At 67.9% G+C, this 16,329-nt stretch carries 18 protein-coding genes; 12 read left to right on the top strand and 6 right to left on the bottom strand.

Annotation, left to right across the window (positions count from 1 at the left end):
* Positions 1–153: 153 nt before the first annotated feature.
* The 4 genes from C0J29_RS34575 (at position 154) to C0J29_RS28920 (ending at position 5,249) form a co-directional block, all read left to right on the top strand.
* On the top strand, positions 154–2,253 hold the full coding sequence (locus C0J29_RS34575) for a PE-PGRS family protein (protein ID WP_120795026.1): 2,100 nt from the start codon (positions 154–156) through the stop codon (positions 2,251–2,253).
* Between the two features lie 58 nt (positions 2,254–2,311).
* Positions 2,312–4,147 carry a DNA polymerase III subunits gamma/tau gene (locus tag C0J29_RS28930; protein WP_120794319.1) on the top strand — a complete coding sequence of 612 codons (1,836 nt, stop codon included), beginning with the start codon at positions 2,312–2,314 and terminating at the stop codon, positions 4,145–4,147.
* Between the two features lie 191 nt (positions 4,148–4,338).
* Positions 4,339–4,740: a hypothetical protein gene (locus C0J29_RS28925; protein ID WP_162951584.1), complete on the top strand. Its 402-nt coding sequence runs from the start codon at positions 4,339–4,341 to the stop codon at positions 4,738–4,740.
* Between the two features lie 71 nt (positions 4,741–4,811).
* Positions 4,812–5,249, top strand: coding sequence for an SRPBCC family protein (locus C0J29_RS28920; RefSeq protein ID WP_120794317.1), 438 nt, complete (start codon positions 4,812–4,814; stop codon positions 5,247–5,249).
* Between the two features lie 23 nt (positions 5,250–5,272).
* Here C0J29_RS28920 and C0J29_RS28915 read toward each other — a convergent pair whose 3' ends face one another.
* Positions 5,273–6,034 carry an Rv3717 family N-acetylmuramoyl-L-alanine amidase gene (locus C0J29_RS28915; RefSeq protein ID WP_197748232.1) on the bottom strand — a complete coding sequence of 254 codons (762 nt, stop codon included), beginning with the start codon at positions 6,032–6,034 and terminating at the stop codon, positions 5,273–5,275.
* 98 nt (positions 6,035–6,132) lie between these two features.
* On the opposite strand from C0J29_RS28915, the gene C0J29_RS28910 reads away from it, so the two are divergent.
* Both C0J29_RS28910 and recR read left to right on the top strand, forming a co-directional pair.
* Positions 6,133–6,480 (top strand): YbaB/EbfC family nucleoid-associated protein, encoded by a 348-nt coding sequence (locus tag C0J29_RS28910; RefSeq protein WP_082978111.1) that lies wholly within the window; start codon positions 6,133–6,135, stop codon positions 6,478–6,480.
* An 8-nt stretch (positions 6,481–6,488) separates the two neighbouring features.
* Positions 6,489–7,100 (top strand): recombination mediator RecR, encoded by a 612-nt coding sequence (gene recR / locus C0J29_RS28905; RefSeq protein ID WP_055580278.1) that lies wholly within the window; start codon positions 6,489–6,491, stop codon positions 7,098–7,100.
* A gap of 18 nt (positions 7,101–7,118) precedes the next feature.
* Here recR and C0J29_RS28900 read toward each other — a convergent pair whose 3' ends face one another.
* Positions 7,119–7,760 carry a C39 family peptidase gene (locus C0J29_RS28900; protein ID WP_120794315.1) on the bottom strand — a complete coding sequence of 214 codons (642 nt, stop codon included), beginning with the start codon at positions 7,758–7,760 and terminating at the stop codon, positions 7,119–7,121.
* A 129-nt stretch (positions 7,761–7,889) separates the two neighbouring features.
* On the opposite strand from C0J29_RS28900, the gene C0J29_RS34570 reads away from it, so the two are divergent.
* Positions 7,890–8,357 (top strand): PE family protein, encoded by a 468-nt coding sequence (locus C0J29_RS34570; RefSeq protein ID WP_120795025.1) that lies wholly within the window; start codon positions 7,890–7,892, stop codon positions 8,355–8,357.
* Here the strand turns inward: C0J29_RS34570 and C0J29_RS28890 are convergent.
* Together C0J29_RS28890 and C0J29_RS28885 are read right to left on the bottom strand one after the other, a co-directional pair.
* Positions 8,354–9,055: a type 1 glutamine amidotransferase gene (locus C0J29_RS28890; RefSeq protein ID WP_120794314.1), complete on the bottom strand. Its 702-nt coding sequence runs from the start codon at positions 9,053–9,055 to the stop codon at positions 8,354–8,356. The two genes, C0J29_RS34570 and C0J29_RS28890, sit on opposite strands and share 4 nt — an antisense overlap.
* Entirely contained in the window at positions 9,048–10,277 is a 1,230-nt protein-coding gene (locus tag C0J29_RS28885; protein ID WP_120794313.1) for a Mur ligase family protein, read from the bottom strand. The genes C0J29_RS28890 and C0J29_RS28885 overlap by 8 nt, the downstream gene beginning before the upstream one ends.
* 72 nt (positions 10,278–10,349) lie before the next feature.
* Between C0J29_RS28885 and C0J29_RS28880 the strand changes: the two genes are divergently transcribed.
* Positions 10,350–11,342 (top strand): DEDDh family exonuclease, encoded by a 993-nt coding sequence (locus C0J29_RS28880; RefSeq protein ID WP_370530895.1) that lies wholly within the window; start codon positions 10,350–10,352, stop codon positions 11,340–11,342.
* A gap of 28 nt (positions 11,343–11,370) precedes the next feature.
* Here the strand turns inward: C0J29_RS28880 and C0J29_RS28875 are convergent, their stop codons facing one another.
* Positions 11,371–12,039 (bottom strand): LuxR C-terminal-related transcriptional regulator, encoded by a 669-nt coding sequence (locus C0J29_RS28875; RefSeq protein WP_120794312.1) that lies wholly within the window; start codon positions 12,037–12,039, stop codon positions 11,371–11,373.
* A gap of 167 nt (positions 12,040–12,206) precedes the next feature.
* Between C0J29_RS28875 and C0J29_RS28870 the strand changes: the two genes are divergently transcribed.
* From C0J29_RS28870 to C0J29_RS28855, 4 genes are all read left to right on the top strand, one after another.
* On the top strand, positions 12,207–12,767 hold the full coding sequence (locus C0J29_RS28870) for a hypothetical protein (RefSeq protein ID WP_120794311.1): 561 nt from the start codon (positions 12,207–12,209) through the stop codon (positions 12,765–12,767).
* Positions 12,764–13,312, top strand: coding sequence for a hypothetical protein (locus C0J29_RS34090; RefSeq protein ID WP_231513518.1), 549 nt, complete (start codon positions 12,764–12,766; stop codon positions 13,310–13,312). The genes C0J29_RS28870 and C0J29_RS34090 overlap by 4 nt, the downstream gene beginning before the upstream one ends.
* An 87-nt stretch (positions 13,313–13,399) precedes the next feature.
* Positions 13,400–13,873: a hypothetical protein gene (locus C0J29_RS28860; RefSeq protein ID WP_065045763.1), complete on the top strand. Its 474-nt coding sequence runs from the start codon at positions 13,400–13,402 to the stop codon at positions 13,871–13,873.
* Positions 13,873–14,445 (top strand): TetR/AcrR family transcriptional regulator, encoded by a 573-nt coding sequence (locus C0J29_RS28855; protein ID WP_120794310.1) that lies wholly within the window; start codon positions 13,873–13,875, stop codon positions 14,443–14,445. The genes C0J29_RS28860 and C0J29_RS28855 overlap by 1 nt, the downstream gene beginning before the upstream one ends.
* On the opposite strand, the gene leuA is transcribed toward C0J29_RS28855, so the two are convergent.
* Positions 14,442–16,244 carry a 2-isopropylmalate synthase gene (gene leuA, locus C0J29_RS28850; protein WP_120794309.1) on the bottom strand — a complete coding sequence of 601 codons (1,803 nt, stop codon included), beginning with the start codon at positions 16,242–16,244 and terminating at the stop codon, positions 14,442–14,444. The genes C0J29_RS28855 and leuA overlap by 4 nt on opposite strands.
* Positions 16,245–16,329: the final 85 nt, after the last annotated feature.

Here is a 16,329-nt window from a genome sequence, read left to right as displayed (position 1 = left end):
CAGCAGTGCGAGTGGCCTCCGCCCTGAGCGCAGCACCAACACCTTGCTTGCGCGAAAGATCCTTGCGCAGTCTTGCGGGGGCGTAAATTGTCGACACATCTTGCTGCCGCGGCAGGCGGGTGCTGCGCGGTCTGATGGTTTGGAGGCGTCGTGCTGTCCTTTGTCGTGGTTGAGCCAGAAGTGGTCGCGGCGCTCTCGGCCCAGGCAGCCGGAATAGGTGCGGCGACTACATCGGCTTCGGTGGCGGCGGCGCCGGCGACGGTGGGATTGCTTCCGGCAGCGGCCGACGAGGTGTCGGCGGCGGTGGCGCGCCTTTTCGGTGGCTTCGGGCAGGAGTTCCAGGAACTCGGCGCGCAGGCGGGGCTGGTTCACGAACGCTTCGTGCAGGCATTGAAGGCGAGTTCGGTGGCGTATGCCGCTGCCGAGGCGGCGAATCTATCGGCACTGCAGGGTGTGGAGCAGTCGGTGGTGGGTGTGATCAATGCCCCCACGCTGGCGCTGTTGGGGCGTCCGCTGATCGGGGATGGTGTGAGCGGGGCGGCGGGGAGCGGGCAGGCCGGCGGGGATGGCGGGTTGTTGTGGGGTAACGGCGGCGCCGGGGGCTCAGGAGCGGCCGGGCAAGCGGGCGGCAGCGGTGGGGCCGCGGGGCTGTTCGGAAGTGGCGGTGCCGGCGGTGCGGGTGGTCCTGGTGTCGGAGGCGGTGCCGGGGGTGCGGGCGGTGCGGGTGGGGCCGGCGGGTGGTTAGCAGGATCCGGCGGGACAGGCGGGGCTGGAGGCGGCGGTGCTCTCAGCCCGACTGGCGTCGGCGGTGCGGGTGGTGCTGGCGGTGCCGGCGGCGTGGCACGTGCGCTGGTGTTCGGGCTCGGCGGTGCCGGCGGGTCCGGCGGTGCCGGTGGGCTGACGTTGGCGGTAGGTTTCGCCGGTGCTCTGGGTGGCGGTGCGGGTGATGTGGGGTTTGCCGGGGGTGCAGGCGGTCACGGTGGAGCCGGGGGCGCAAGTTCTGGATTGTTCGGGGTCGGCGGCACCGGTGGCGCCGGCGGATATGGCGGCGCCGGGGGCGCAGGCGGGACCGGTGGATTGAGTGCGACCTGGGCTGTGGCGGGTGGTACCGGCGGGATCGGCGGTGCGGGTGGCGACGGCGGGCTCGCTGGGTCGGGGGGAGCCGCCGGACTCTTCGGGTCGGGGTTGCTGGGGGCGCCGGGATCTGCGGGGACGCCCGGTCTAGGTGGCACCGGCGGGGTCGGCGGAGGCGGTGGTCAAGGCGGTGCCGCCGCTGCCGGATTCAGTGCTGCGGGTAAGGCGGGTGGCATCGGCACTGCCAGCGGTGGGCAGATCGGCGGGCTCGGCGGGGTAGGCGGTGACGGTGGCTCCGGGGGCAAGGTGGCCACCATCACCGGATTTCATGTGCCGGTGGGAATCGCAGTCAATCCCGGCGACGGCGTCTATGTCACCAACAGCGGGAATGACACGGTGTCGGTGATCGATCCGACCACCAATGCCGTGACCTGGTCAGGAATCGCTGTCGGCAATCAACCAAGAGCGGTGGCGGTCAGTCCAAACCCAGGTCACTACGTCTATGTGGCCAACAACGGCGGCAACAGCGTGTCGGTCATCGATCCGTCATCGCATTCCGTGATCGGGTCAGCGATCCCCGTCGGCGCCGACCCTATCGCGGTGGCAGTCAAGCCAGACCCGGGCGGATACGTCTATGTGACCAACTCCACCGGCAACACCGTCCGGGTCATCGATCCGCCATTGAATACCGTTACGTCCATAGGCGTCGGCTCGGGCCCGGACGGGGTGGCGATCAACCCCGGAGGCGATGTCTACGTCACCAACGCCGCAAGCAACACAGTGTCGGTGATCGATCCGAACGGCAATACCGTGATCGGGTCGATCAGTGTCGGCCCCTATCCGAGGGGGGTTGCCGTCGACTCAGTTGGCCACGTCTTCGTTGCGAACACTCTCGGCAACACCGTGTCCATGATCAACTCTTTCAGCAATACCGTCATGGGATCAGCGATCGGAGTGGGTCAGTCACCGTTCGGGGTGGCGGTCAGCCCCGTCAACGACTATGTCTTCGTCACCAACTACGACAGCAACACCGTGTCGGTGATCAATCCGATCACCCACACCGTCTCCGCCACCATCGGCGTCGGCTCTAATCCATGGGGTGTGGCGGTCGACACTGGCACCGGCGCGGTGTATGTCGCCAACATGTTCAGCAACACGGTTTCGGTGATCAGCGCATAACGTCCGCCTCGCGACCTCCGGGGCGCGCATCGTCACCGGGCGTGGGTAGCCTGCTCCCGTGGCCCTCTACCGCAAGTACCGACCGGCAACCTTCGCCGAGGTGGTGGGGCAGGAGCACGTCACCGAGCCGCTGTCCGTCGCCCTGCAGGCGGGCCGGATCAACCACGCTTATCTGTTCTCCGGGCCGCGCGGTTGTGGAAAGACGTCCTCGGCGCGCATCCTGGCGCGATCGCTGAACTGTGAGCAGGGCCCGACGCCCACTCCGTGTGGCGTCTGCGACTCCTGCCAGGCGCTGGCACCCAACGCACCCGGCAGCATCGACGTCGTCGAACTCGACGCGGCCAGCCACGGTGGCGTCGACGACACCCGCGAATTGCGCGACCGCGCCTTCTACGCGCCCGCGCAGTCGCGCTACCGCGTCTTCATCGTCGACGAGGCGCACATGGTGACCACTGCCGGCTTCAACGCGCTGCTCAAGATCGTCGAGGAGCCGCCCGAACACCTCATCTTCATCTTCGCCACCACCGAACCGGAGAAGGTGCTGCCGACCATCCGGTCCCGGACCCACCACTATCCGTTCCGGCTGCTGCCGCCGCGAACGATGCGGGCGCTGATCGGGCGCATCTGCGAGCAGGAAGGTGTGGTCGTCGACGAGGCGGTATATCCGCTCGTCATCCGGGCGGGCGGCGGTTCGCCGAGGGACACCCTCTCGGTGCTGGACCAGCTGGTCGCCGGATCCGACGGCGGCCGGGTGCACTACCAGCGGGCCCTGGGCCTGCTCGGCGCCACCGACGTGGCCCTGATCGACGACGCCGTCGACGCGCTCGGCGCGGGCGACGCCGCGGCGTTGTTCGGAGCCGTCGAGTCGGTGATCGACGCGGGCCACGACCCGCGGCGCTTCGCCACCGACCTGCTGGAGCGCTTCCGCGACCTGATCGTGCTGCAGGCGGTGCCCGACGCGGTGTCCCGCGGCGTGGTCGACGCCCCGGAGGACGTCCTGGACCGGATGCGCGAGCAGGCGGCCCGGATCGGTCCGGCCACCCTGACCCGGTACGCCGAGGTGGTGCAGGCCGGCCTCGGCGAGATGCGCGGAGCGACGGCGCCGCGGCTGCTACTGGAAGTGGTGTGCGCCCGCCTGCTGCTGCCCTCGGCCTCCGACGCCGAGTCGGCGCTGCTGCAACGCGTCGAACGCATCGAGACCCGGCTGGCCATGTCCATCCCGGCCGCCGATGCCGAACCTGCCGCAGCCGCGGCTCCGGCCCGTCCGGTGCCGGTGCGCCGCTCGGTCCAGCGGCCGTCCACCCCGCCACCGGAGCCCGCCCCGGCGCCGGAGCCCAAGCCGGAACCGCCACCACCCCCGCCCACGTCGGCACCGCCGCCCCCGCCGGCACCGGCACCTGCCCCCGCAGCGGCCCCGCCGCCGGCGGCAGCGGCCCCGGGTGAACTCAATGCGGCGGCGGTGCGAAGCATGTGGCCGACGGTGCGCGACAAGGTCCGCGAGCGCAGCCGCACCACCGCGGTGATGCTTTCCGGCGCCACGGTTTTGGCCGTGGAGGGCGACACGCTGGTGCTGACGCACGAGGCGGCGCCGCTGGCCAAGAGGCTGTCCGAACAACGCAACGCCGACGTCATCGTCGAGGCGCTCAAAGACGCCCTCGGGGTGAACTGGCGGGTCCGTTGCGAGACCGGCCCGCCGGCCGTGGCGGACATCAGCGCGGCGCCGGCCAGGGTGGAAGAGCCTGTGCCCGAGCCGGATTCCCTTCAGCGCGACGAAGAGGAAAGCATGCTCGCCGAAGCCGGCCGCACCGATCCGTCGGAGCCGCGTCGCGATCCCGAAGAGGTCGCCCTCGAGTTGCTGCAGAGCGAGTTGGGCGCCCGACGCATCGAGGGCTGACGGCGAGTGCACCACCGGCGAGTGCGGCCTCCCGAACAAGGCACCCCTGAGCGCAGCGGTGTTATCAGGTTGCAGCATAGAGATGTTCGCGAACCCTACCCGGGGCCGAAAGACCCTTTACCGGTGCCGCCGAGGTAGCGCAGTATGTCCGACAGTCGAACTGAACCAGAGCGGTCCATGGAGTCACAACGATGACCGAACCCGCGCACCAGCCCCAATCTCCTTGCCCAGCAACGCAAACGTCGCCGCCGCAGTACCCCGGCTTCACTCCGCGGGTCCCCCGCCCGAAGAACGGTCTTGGGACGGCTGCGTTGGTGATCGCGGTCATCGCGTGGGCGGTGGACTTAACGGTGTTTCCGTTGGGGAAAGCTTGGCCGATTCTCGGCGGGTCGGTCCTGGGCGTCGTGGCGGTGGTGGTCGGGGGTGCCGCCCTGCGCCGTGCCCGGCGCGGCGAGGCCGGCGGTAGCCGCTTCGCGATCGCTGGGATCGTGCTGGGTTTCGCTGCGCTCATGGCCGGAATCGCGCTGGGAGTCCTTGCGATGATCGGTTTTGCGCTTTTTACGTGGCTGTACGCCTTGATGGAGGGCAATTGATGCGGTCCCGCAGCGCCGCCCTACGTATGGTGGTCCACGACAACGGCTACCTAGCAGAGGAGTGACACCTGATGGGACAGGTGAAAGCAACCAGCACCGTCTTGATCCAGGCGGAGCCCGCGAAGGTGCTCGACGCGGTCGCCGACTACAAAACCGTCCGCCCGAAGATCCTCTCACCGCAGTACAGCGAGTACGAGGTGCTCGAGGGCGGACAGGGGCAGGGGACCGTGGCCAAGTGGCGCCTGCAGGCGACCGAGTCGCGGGTACGCAACGTGCAGGTCAGTGTGGACGTCGCGGGTCACACCGTCATCGAGAAGGACGCCAATTCGTCGATGGTGATCAATTGGACGGTGGCTCCCGCTGGACCGGGATCCAGCGTCACCGTCACCACCACCTGGACCGGTGCCGGCGGGGTCAAAGGTTTTTTCGAGAAGACCTTCGCACCGCTCGGGCTGAAGAAGATCCAGGGCCAGGTGCTGGACAACCTGAAAAAGGAAGTCGAGGGCTAAAGGGGTTGAGAGGGCTGACCCGGCTAGCGCGCCTGCCCCTGGGTTGCCAGGAATCCCGCGACGCCCCGCACCAGCGCGTCGGCGTACTTCTGCCGGCCCTCTGCGGACTCCATCAGCGCTGAGTCCGCGGGATTCTTCATATTGCCCAGTTCCACCAGGACCGACGGGTACTGCGCCAGGTTGAGCCCGGCCAGATCCGCGCGGCCGTAGAGGCCGCCCTGCCCGATGTAGTTGGCCGGCGGGATGCCCGATGCCTGCAGCTGGTCACGCATGACGCGGGCGAACTGCACCGACGGCCCCGACTGGGCGGCGTTCAGCGGCGGGGACGAATAGTTGACGTGGAAACCGCGTCCCGACGCCGGGCCGCCGTCGCCGTGCAGGCTGACGATGGCGTTGGGGTGCAGCGCGTTGGCCATGTTGGCGCGTTCGTCGACGCACGGGCCCAGGGCGTTGTCATTGCCGCGCGACATCGCCGTGCGTACGCCAAGCGCGTTCAGCGCGGCGCGCAGCCGCAGCGCGGTGTCCCAGGTGAAGGTGTGCTCCGGATATCCGCTGTTGGTCGACGTGCCGCTGGCCTGGCAGTCCTTGGTGCCGCCCCTGCCCGTAGGCACCTGACGCCCGATGGAGGCGTCGTTGGCGCCGTTGTGGCCGGGATCGATGAACACCACCATTCCCGCGAGGTTGGCCGGCGCCGCGGCGGCGCTGGGCATCAGCGGCTGGGCAGCAGCAACGAGCACCCCGATGAGCATGGCTAACCCGACACGCAGGCCTACACGTACGTCCACTGCGCCAAGGTAACGCGGTGCGGACTACGCTGAATGTTTCAAATCGCCCGACAACCGCAGGCGAAACCAACTCGAGACCAAGATGCGAGGGGACTGTCATGCAACCCGGAGGCGATATGTCGCAGCTGCTGGCGCAGGCACAGCAGATGCAGCAGAAACTATTGGAAGCCCAACAGCAGTTGGCTAACTCCGAGGTGCACGGTCAAGCCGGCGGGGGACTGGTCAAGGTCGTCGTAAAGGGCAGCGGTGAAGTCATCGGCGTGACGATCGACCCCAAGGTCGTCAACCCGGACGACATCGAGACCCTGCAGGACCTGATCGTCGGCGCCATGGGCGACGCGTCCAGGCAGGTCACCACGATGGCGCAGGAGCGCCTCGGTGCGCTGGCCGGTGGCATGCGCCCGCCCGCCCCTCCGGGACCGCCGCCCGGTGTGCCGGGGGTCTGATCTGCGGAATGTTTGAGGGACCGGTTCAGGATCTGATCGACGAGCTCGGCAAGCTGCCGGGCATCGGACCCAAGAGCGCGCAACGCATCGCTTTCCATCTGTTGTCGGTGGAACCGCCGGACATCGACCGGCTGACCGCCGTGCTGGGCAAGGTCCGCGACGGCGTCCGGTTCTGCGCGGTCTGCGGCAACGTGTCCGACGACGAGCGGTGCCGGATCTGTGCCGATCCCCGCCGCGACGGCTCGCTGGTGTGTGTGGTCGAGGAGCCGAAGGACATCCAGGCCGTCGAGCGCACCCGGGAATTCCGTGGTCGCTACCACGTCCTGGGTGGTGCGCTGGATCCCCTGTCGGGAATCGGGCCCGAGCAGCTGCGGATCCGGGAGCTGCTGACCCGTATTGGTCAGCGCGTCGACGACGTCGACATCGCCGAGGTGATCATCGCCACCGACCCCAACACCGAGGGCGAGGCGACCGCCACATACCTGGTCCGGATGCTGCGCGACATCCCCGGCCTGACCGTGACGCGCATCGCGTCCGGATTGCCGATGGGCGGTGACTTGGAGTTCGCCGACGAGCTGACGCTGGGCCGTGCGCTGACGGGCCGCCGGGCCATGGTCTGACCCAGGATCAGGTCACGATCACCTGGTCACGACGGCGAAATTGCCGCTGGTGGCCCACGCCGCCTCGAAGGTGGCCAGCGAGACCTGCTCGTCGCGGCCGGCCTTGATGCCGCTGTCGTTGAGATGCACCATGTCGCCTCGGGTGTCGATGCCGGTGACGACCACGAAGTGGTTCTCCCGGCTGCGGTCGCCGCCCTCGTCCCAGAGGATTCTGTTGTTGACCCCGGCGATCACCTTGCGGCCCTGATCCAGGGCACGTTCCAGCGCGGGTCGGTCGGTCTTGATCCCGTCGGACGCGATGCCGTAGTGCGCGAGCAGCACCGGCAGGTCCCGGTTGCTGGTCCGGTTGCCCGGGGCGTAGATCGGTCCGGCATGGGAGCTGCTGGGGATGTTGCCGGCCGCGCCGTCGATCTCCTCCTCCGAGATCTCGTTGCCGGTGAGCTGGCCGATCACGTCGGCGACGGCCATCTCCCCGCAGTCGCGGTCCTGCTTCTGATAGCGCCAGTACGCTGCGGCCGCGCCCGGGTCGCCGTGCATCCCGCTGGTGTTCGGGTCGGCCTGGGCGGTGTAGGGGCATCCGAGTAGCGAGCAGGCCACGGCCGCCAGCCCAACGACTCTGGCACTGGCCTTGAAATCAGGGGCCTTGAAATCAGGGGCCATGGCGATCCATTTCTTCCAGCCCCCGAGGGGATTCTAAATCCGTGCCGGTGTCCTGATAACGCTTCGGCCACGACGGACGAAATGCATTACTGAGCCACCGCAATCGGACCCGTGGCGGAAGGGATGGCGATGTCGTTCGTCAGCGCAAGACCGGAACTGCTCGAGGCGGCATCGGCGGATCTGGCAGGAATCGGCTCCACCCTCGCGGCGGCCAACGCCTCCGCGGCGGTGCCGACGATGGCCGTGCCGGCGCCGGGCGCGGACGGGGTGTCGGCGGCGATATCGGCGATGTTCGGCTGGCACGGCCAGGCTTATCAGCAACTGAGCGCGCAGGCCGGGGCTTTCCATGAGCAGTTCGTGCAGCTGCTGCGGGCGGGCGCGCAGTCCTATGCGACCGTGGACGCCGCCAACCAGGCGGCGTTGCAGGCCGAAACCGTGGTGAGTGGCGGCGCCGGCGCGGCGGGGCCCGTAGCGGGGCTGGAAAGCCAGATCACGCCGGTGGCCGGTCATGCGATCGCGGCGGACACACCTCTGTATGCGGCGCTGGCCAACAGCCCCGCGTTCGAGGGCCTGGGCGACTGGCTCCAGGCGTTCTAGGCTCCCAGCCGCTCGCGGCGCAACAAGTCCACCTCGGGTAGCTCCAGCGGCGCCAACTCGCCGACCACCTGGCTCAACAGATGGTCGGCCAGCTCCGGATTGCGCGCCAGGCACGGCCCGTGCATGTAGGTCGCCACCACACTGCCCTGCACCACGCCGTCAAAACCGTCCCCGGCCCGGTTGCCCGCGCCCCTGGTGACCGCGGCCAACGGAGACGCGGCCGGTCCGAGCACCGTCCCACCGCGGTGGTTCTCGAAACCCGTCAACCGCTGAGTCAAACCGGGCAGCAGCGGCTTGGACACCAGCTCGCCGATGGTCCGGGTGTCCTGCGGCGACGTCGTCGCGTCCAGCATGCCGACACCGTCCACCCGTTCGCCCGACGACGTTTCGTACCAGTGGCCCAGCACCTGGACTGCGGCGCAGATGGCCAGCACCGGTGCCCCGCGGTCGGCCGCACGCTGCAGGCCCGGGTACTGCAGCAGATGCCGAGTGGCCAGTCGCTGGGCGTAGTCTTCGGCGCCGCCCAGTGTGTAGAGGTCCAGCGAGTCGGGCACCGGATCGGCCAGCGTGATCTCGACGATCTCGGCGGGGATGCCGCGCAGCAGCAACCGCTGCCGCAGCACCACCGCGTTGCCGCCGTCGCCGTAGGTGCCCATGACGTCGGGCAGGACCAGGCCGATCCGCACAGTTTCAGCCACGTCGCGTCAACCTCCGGTTGAGCTGCAGGAACGCGGTGTAATTGGCGACCACCTCGACCCGCCCGGGCGGGCAGGACTCGATGGCCGCCACCGTGTCGTGCACTAGCGTGTGCTCGACGCCGGCGTACCCGAGCCGCACCGCGAGATCGGTGCCGCGTTCGCCCGCGGCCACCACCCGGGTCTGTTCGAAGTGCTCGAAGCGCACGTCCCAAAGCCAGGACAGGTCCTCGCCGTCGGGCACCTGGCCGTTGACCGCGATCACCACGCCGTCCGCGTGCTTGTCCACCATCGACAGCGCCTCCTGCCAGCCGGCCGGGTTTTTGGCCAGCAGGATCCGCGCGTCGTGCGTCCCGACCCGGACCGTCCGGTACCGTCCCGCGACTTCGTCGACCATGCAGACGGCCGCCACCGCCTTGGCCGGGTCGGCGCCCAGCGCGACGGCGGCGGCGACTGCCTGGGCGGCGTTGCCGCGGTTCACCGTTCCGGGCAGCGCCAGGCGCATCGGCACCGCCAGCCCGTCGGGTCCGAACAGCGTCTGGTCGTCGAACCACCACTGCGGGTCGGGCCGCTTGAAGTCGGCGCCCGTGGAATACCAATGACCCTCTTCACGAACGATCACCTCGCCGCTGCGGGGGCAACTCACCGAGTCGTTCGCCCATGAGCCGCCCGCGGCCACCCACACCACATTCGGGCTGTCGTAGGCGGCCGAGGTCATCAACACGTCGTCACAGTTGGCCACCACGACCGCGTCCGGATGCCGCGCCAGGCCGCTTCGCAGGGTCCGCTCGATGACGTTGATCTCGCCGACCCGGTCGAGCTGATCGCGCGAGAGGTTGAGCAGCACGAGGGCGGTCGGTTCGACCGCATCCGACACGTGCGGCACGTGCATCTCGTCGACTTCCAGCGCCGCCAGTCCGGCCCGCCGATCCGCCGCAAGGGCCGCCACCAGGCCGGCGTCCATGTTGGCGCCCTCGGCGTTGGTGGCCACGGCCCCCAGCGTGCTCAGGGCCGCCGCGGTCATCCGGGTGGTGGTCGACTTGCCGTTGGTGCCGGTGATGATGACCGTGCGCCGGCCCACCCCGAGCTGCCGCAATATCGACCGGTCCAGTGTCATGGCAACCAGTCCGCCGATCATGGCGCCGGCGCCGCGGCCGGTGACTCGCGACGCCCACCGCGCGCTTGCGCCGGCGGCAAGTGCCAGACGTGCGCGCGTGGTGATCACCCGCGCAGTTTAAGGGGGGACACGACGGCGCAGCGAACCAGCGATGTCGGTCAGACGTGCCATTCTCAAGGCATGAACCGGATGTCCTGGGGTCGGCCGGCGCGGGAGCCGGACGCGGGATGGGCCGTCATCGACGTCGAGACCTCGGGTTTTCGCCCGGGTCAGGCCAGGGTCATCAGCGTCGCGGCGCTGGGCCTGGACGCCGGCGGCCGCGTCGAACAGTCATTTGTGAGCTTGCTCAACCCGGGAGTGGATCCCGGTCCCACCCATGTGCACGGGCTCACCGCCGCGATGCTGGAAGATCAGCCACAGTTCGCCGACATCGTCGGCGACCTGACCGAGGTATTGCGCGGCCGCACCCTGGTCGCGCACAACGTCGCCTTCGACTATTCGTTCCTGGCCGCCGAAGCCGAGATCGCCGAGGCGGAACTGCCTATCGACTCCGTCATGTGCACGGTTGAGCTGGCCCGCCGGCTCGAACTCGGTGTGGACAATCTGAGGCTGGAGACGCTGGCCGCGCACTGGGGCGTCACCCAGGAACGCCCGCATGACGCGTTCGACGACGCGATGGTGCTGACCGGCATCCTGGGGCCCGCGCTCGAGCGGGCGCGGGACCGCGACATCTGGCTGCCGGTGCGGCCGGTGACCCGGCACCGCTGGCCCAACGGCCGGGTGACGCACGATGAGCTGCGACCGCTCAAGGCGCTCGCCGCCCGGATGCCCTGTCCGTATCTGAACCCCGGCCGCTATGTGCGGGGCAGGCCCCTGGTCCAGGGCATGCGGGTGGCCCTGGCGGCCGAGGTGCGACGGACGCATGAGGAGCTCGTCGAGCGAATGCTGTACGCCGGGCTGGCCTACAGCGACGACGTCGACCGGGAAACCTCTCTGGTGGTGTGCAACGAAGCCGCTCCCGAGCAGGGCAAGGGCTATCACGCCCTGCAACTCGGCGTGCCGGTGGTCTCCGACGTGCAGTTCATGGACGGCGTGGGCGCGGTGGTGGGCGGTCGCAGCATGGAGGAGTTCGCCGACACCGCGATGGTCGACGAGCAGTTCGCACTGTTCTGAAGCACTCCAGTAGCGGTGGCTACGTTTTTCAGGGGCCGCCGCGCCAGTGTTCGATGCGGTGATGGTCCGGGGTGAACCCGTGATCGACGCCCCACAACACGGCCTGCGTGCGGCTTTCGGCCCCGATCTTCCGGTAGATCGTCCGGATGTAGGACTTCACGGTGTTGGGGCTCAGGTAGGTCAGCCGGGCGACGTCGGCATTGCTCTTGCCCTGGGTGATCAACGCCAGGATCTCCGCCTCCCGGTCGCTGAGCCCTTCGCCGCGTCCGGGCCAGTCTAGGCCGGGTGCGCTGCGGGCCCGCATCGCTACGTCGCTGATCACCACGTCCCCGGCGTGCACGGCTTCCAGCGCGGCAACGAGTTCGCGGGCGGGCAGCGTCTTCGACAGGTAACCATGGGCACCGTGGCGCCGCGCGCTCTCGATGAGGTCCGGGTGAAAGTTCCAGGTGTACACCACAACTCGGTGTGACCGGGGGTTGGCCACCAGGTGCCCGATCTCTTCGTGATCGGACTCGGGCTGCGCGAACGAGTCGTAGAGGACGATGTCCACCGCGTCCTCGACGGGCATGGAGGCGTCGAGTTCGGCGATCACGATGCGGTCGCGGTACGGGTCGAGCATGTTGGCCACGCCCTTGACGACGACGTCGTAGTCGTCCACGAGCGCAATCGTGATCGGTGTGCCGGATGCTGGCGGCATGCCGGGGAGATTACCCCCTTAGGGGTGTATTGGTACCCCCCGTAAGGGTGGTCGACTGAATTGGTCACTGCCCCAACGAAAGGCGGGACCTATTACTTCCGATTTCGCGATCGACGTTTAGCCCTGGGGCAGACGGCTATTCAACATATGTACGAGAGGAGCGCGAAATGCCCACTTGGGAAACGATTTTGATTGCGGTCTTCGCCGTAATCGCCGTCGCCCTGCTGATCGGCGCGATCGGCTATGCAATGAATCGCCGCAGGACACAGCGGCTGCGGCAGCACTACGGTCCGGAATACGAGCGCCTGGTATCGGAGGCCGGCGGCCAGAGAGCAGCGGAGAAGGAGCTGATCGCGCGGGAACACAAGCGGGAGAAGCTCAACATCGTTCCGTTGCCGCCTGCCGCGCGGTCGGATTTCACCACCCGCTGGAATCAAGTGCAGACGGCGTTCGTTGACAACCCCACCGCTGCCGTCGGCGTCGCGGATCGGCTGGTGACCGACGTGATGCGTCAAAGGGGCTATCCCGTAGACGATTTCGACCAGCGAGCGGCCGACATCTCGGTGGACCATCCGCAGATCGTCGATAACTACCGCGCCGCGCATGCGGTTCACCTGTCGCAACAGCACGGCGAGGTCAGCACCGAACAGCAGCGAGAAGCGTTCGTCCACTACCGGGCGCTGTTCGAAAAGCTTTTGGAGACAACACCACAGGAGGCGAAGAAATGACTACGCACGATCAGCGAACCGACATGAGCGGCGCATACGACGATTCCCAGCGGGGTGCATACGACGAGCCCCAGCGGCGCACGTACGACGATTCCCAGCGGGGTGCATACGACGACACCCAGCGGCCCGCATACGACGAATCCCAGCCGCCCGGGTACAACGAATCTCAGCCGACGCCGCCGGCCGAGGAACACGTGCAGCCACAGCAGCAGGCACCCGCGGCCCCGGTGCAGCATTCCCACGACGTGGGCCACGACCAAAGCCAATCATCAACGGAGGAAACGCTTTTCGGTGACGCGGACCTCGCGGATCTGCGGTCCCGGTGGGCCGGCGTGCAAGCCGCCTTCGTCGATGACCCCAAGGACTGCGTCCAGAAGGCCGACGTGTTGGTCTCCGACCTGGTCGACCAGCTCACCACCGGATTCGCGCAGGCGCGGTCGCGGCTGGAAGAGCAGTGGTCACGCGGCGAGGAGGCATCCACCGAAGACCTGCGCCTGGCGCTGATGCACTACCGCGAGTTCTTCGAGCGACTGCTCGCTGTCTAACCCAAGCACGGGCCCGGCCTTCCTTACCCCGGCGAGGCCGGGCCCGCCCCTTGTATGTACTACATCTGTAGTGGTAGCCTCGCGTTCATGACAACCACTACAGGTGTAGTACAACATCAGGAAGACCGCTCCCTCTGGAGTTCGTACCGTCGGCACGGCTACTTCTTCCGGGAAGCGGCCATGATCACCATCGGTTTGGGCGTGATCCTGCATCTCGACCGAGTGCTGCTCGGTGACGCGCTTGCCCTCAATCACCTGGTGACGGTGAGCAGCGATCGGGTCCTACTCGTCCCGATGACATACGCGGCCATCACCGGGATCCTGGTGTGGCGCCGGGTCCGGTTCGCCACCAAACGCGGACGTGCGGTGTTCAGAGCCTCGGTTGTGTATATCGCCGGCAGCGTTCCCCTGCACGTGTACATCTCGTACATCAGCCTGAACGTCGCAATCGTCACTTGGTTCCCGATGTGGTTCAGCTATCTGCTGCTCATCGTCGTCTACCCGGTGTTCCTCACAACGTTCTGGCGGTTGCGCTACGAGCCTGCTACCAAGACTGATTGATGCCCCCGAACCCAGAACGCCGCGCTCAGATCCTCGACACCGCAATCGGCATACTTGCCGCCGAGGGGGTCGGGGGTCTGACGCATCGACATGTTGACGAGCTTGCTGCGTTACCGGCCGGCACCACGTCGAACTACTTCCGCACCCGTCAGTCCCTGCTGGAAGCCACCGCGCACCGCACTGTAGACCTGCACTGGGAACGGGTGCACGCGCTGCAGTCCGCGATCGGGTCGATCACGCTCGACGGGCTGCGCGCACTGATGACACGGATGCTTTCCGACACCGACGAACAGTTTCGCCGCAACACGCTGGCCCGTTTCGAGTTGTTCATGGAAGGCACTCGCCGCCCTGAACTTCGACCGTTCCTTGACGAGCTGCAGAAAGCGGCAGTGAAGTCGGCGACGCTGATCTTCGACGCCGCCGGTATGGATCCCACGGCCGACCAGATGGATGAGCTGAGCCGCCTGCTCAACGGCTACGTCTTCAGCGAGCTCACCATCCCCAGCCGGCTCGACGATGCCGGGCGGGCTCGGCTCGTCGACCGGCTGCTGAAGGCGTTTTTCGACCGCTAACGCGACGCGCGGTTGACCGCCGACACCACCGCCCGCAGCGACGCGGTGGTGATCGACGGCGCGATGCCCACGCCCCACACCGTCCTGCCGGCTACCGACGCCTCCACGTACGCAGCCGCCTGCGCGTCGTCGCCGGCGCTCATCGCGTGCTCGGAGTAGTCCAGCACCGCGACATCGAACCCGACGGTGCCCAGCGCGTGGACGAACGCCGCCAGCGGACCGTTGCCGGTGCCGGTGATCTCGGTCTCCGCCCCGTCGATCTTGACCGTCGCGGCGATGGTGGTGGTGCCGGTGTCTTCCTCAGACGCATCGACCCGTTGCTTGATGCGTTCCAGCGGCAGGATCGGGGCCAGGTACTCCTCGGAGAACGCCTCCCACATCTCCTTGGGCGACACCTCTCCGCCCTCGCCATCGGCCATTTTCTGAATGACTTGGGAGAACTCGATCTGCAGCCGGCGCGGCAGGGCCAGCCCGTGGTCGGCCTTCATGATGTAAGCCACCCCGCCCTTGCCGGACTGCGAGTTGACCCGGATCACCGCTTCGTAGGTGCGCCCGACGTCCTTGGGGTCGATCGGCAGATAAGGCACCTGCCAGAGCATGTCTTCAACGTCGCTGTCGGCGGCATCGGCGTCGAACTTCATCTGGTCCAGGCCCTTGTTGATCGCGTCCTGGTGGCTGCCGGAGAACGCCGTGTAGACCAGGTCCCCGCCGTACGGGTGCCGCTCGTGCACCGGCAGCTGGTTGCAGTACTCGACCGTGCGGCGGATCTCGTCGATGTTGGAGAAGTCGATCTGCGGGTCGACGCCGCGGGAGAACAGATTCAAGCCCAACGTGACCAGGCAGACGTTGCCGGTGCGCTCGCCGTTGCCGAACAGACAGCCCTCGATCCGGTCCGCGCCGGCCTGATAGCCCAATTCGGCTGCGGCGACGGCAGTTCCGCGGTCGTTGTGCGGGTGCAGGCTCAGAATGACCGAGTCGCGGCGGGCCAGGTTGCGGCTCATCCACTCGATCGAGTCGGCGTAGACGTTGGGCGTCGCCATCTCCACGGTGGCCGGCAGGTTGAAGATGATCGGGTTGTCCGGCGTCGGCTGAATGATCTCGCCGACGGCGTCGCACACCTGCTTGGCGTACTCCAACTCGGTCCCGGTGTAGGACTCCGGCGAGTACTCGAACCGCCAGCGGGTGCCCGGGTACTTCGCCGCCTCCTCGACGCACTTGCGGGCGCCGGCGGTGGCGATCTCCTGCACGGCTGCCCGATCGGCCCGGAAGACGACGCGGCGCTGCAGGATCGAGGTGGAGTTGTAGAAGTGCACGATGACGTTCGCCGCGCCTTCGCAGGCCAGGAAGGTGCGCTCGATCAGCTCGGGCCGGCACTGGGTGAGCACCTGGATGGTGACGTCCTCAGGGATGGCGCCGTCGGTGATGATGTCGCGGACGAAGTCGAAATCGGTCTGGCTGGCCGAGGGGAAACCGACCTCGATCTCCTTGTAACCCATGCGGACCAGCAGGTCGAACATGCGGCGCTTGCGGGCCGGGCTCATCGGGTCGATCAGTGCCTGGTTGCCGTCGCGCAGGTCCACCGCGCACCACAGTGGTGCGTTCTCGATGACGCGGTCGGGCCAGGTGCGGTCGGCAACCCGGATGGGCTCGACCTCATCGGCGAACGGACGGTACCGGTTGACCGGCATTGACGTGCCGCGCTGGGGATTCCACGCGGGCTGCCCAGGCCGGGGCGGGCCGGCGGGTTTGTTGATGGTGCGTGCTGAAACGTAAGCGTCGGGTGAATCGGGATTAGTCACGGTAGTTGCTCCGGGGATGTTTGAGAGGGAACCTCAGACCGGCGCATCGCGAACACCCGCGACGGGAAGCCGGTCTGGATCAGAC

This window comes from Mycobacterium paragordonae (assembly GCF_003614435.1).
In the GTDB taxonomy this organism is placed as follows: domain Bacteria; phylum Actinomycetota; class Actinomycetes; order Mycobacteriales; family Mycobacteriaceae; genus Mycobacterium; species Mycobacterium paragordonae.
This window is presented reverse-complemented; position numbering and strand designations above follow the sequence as displayed.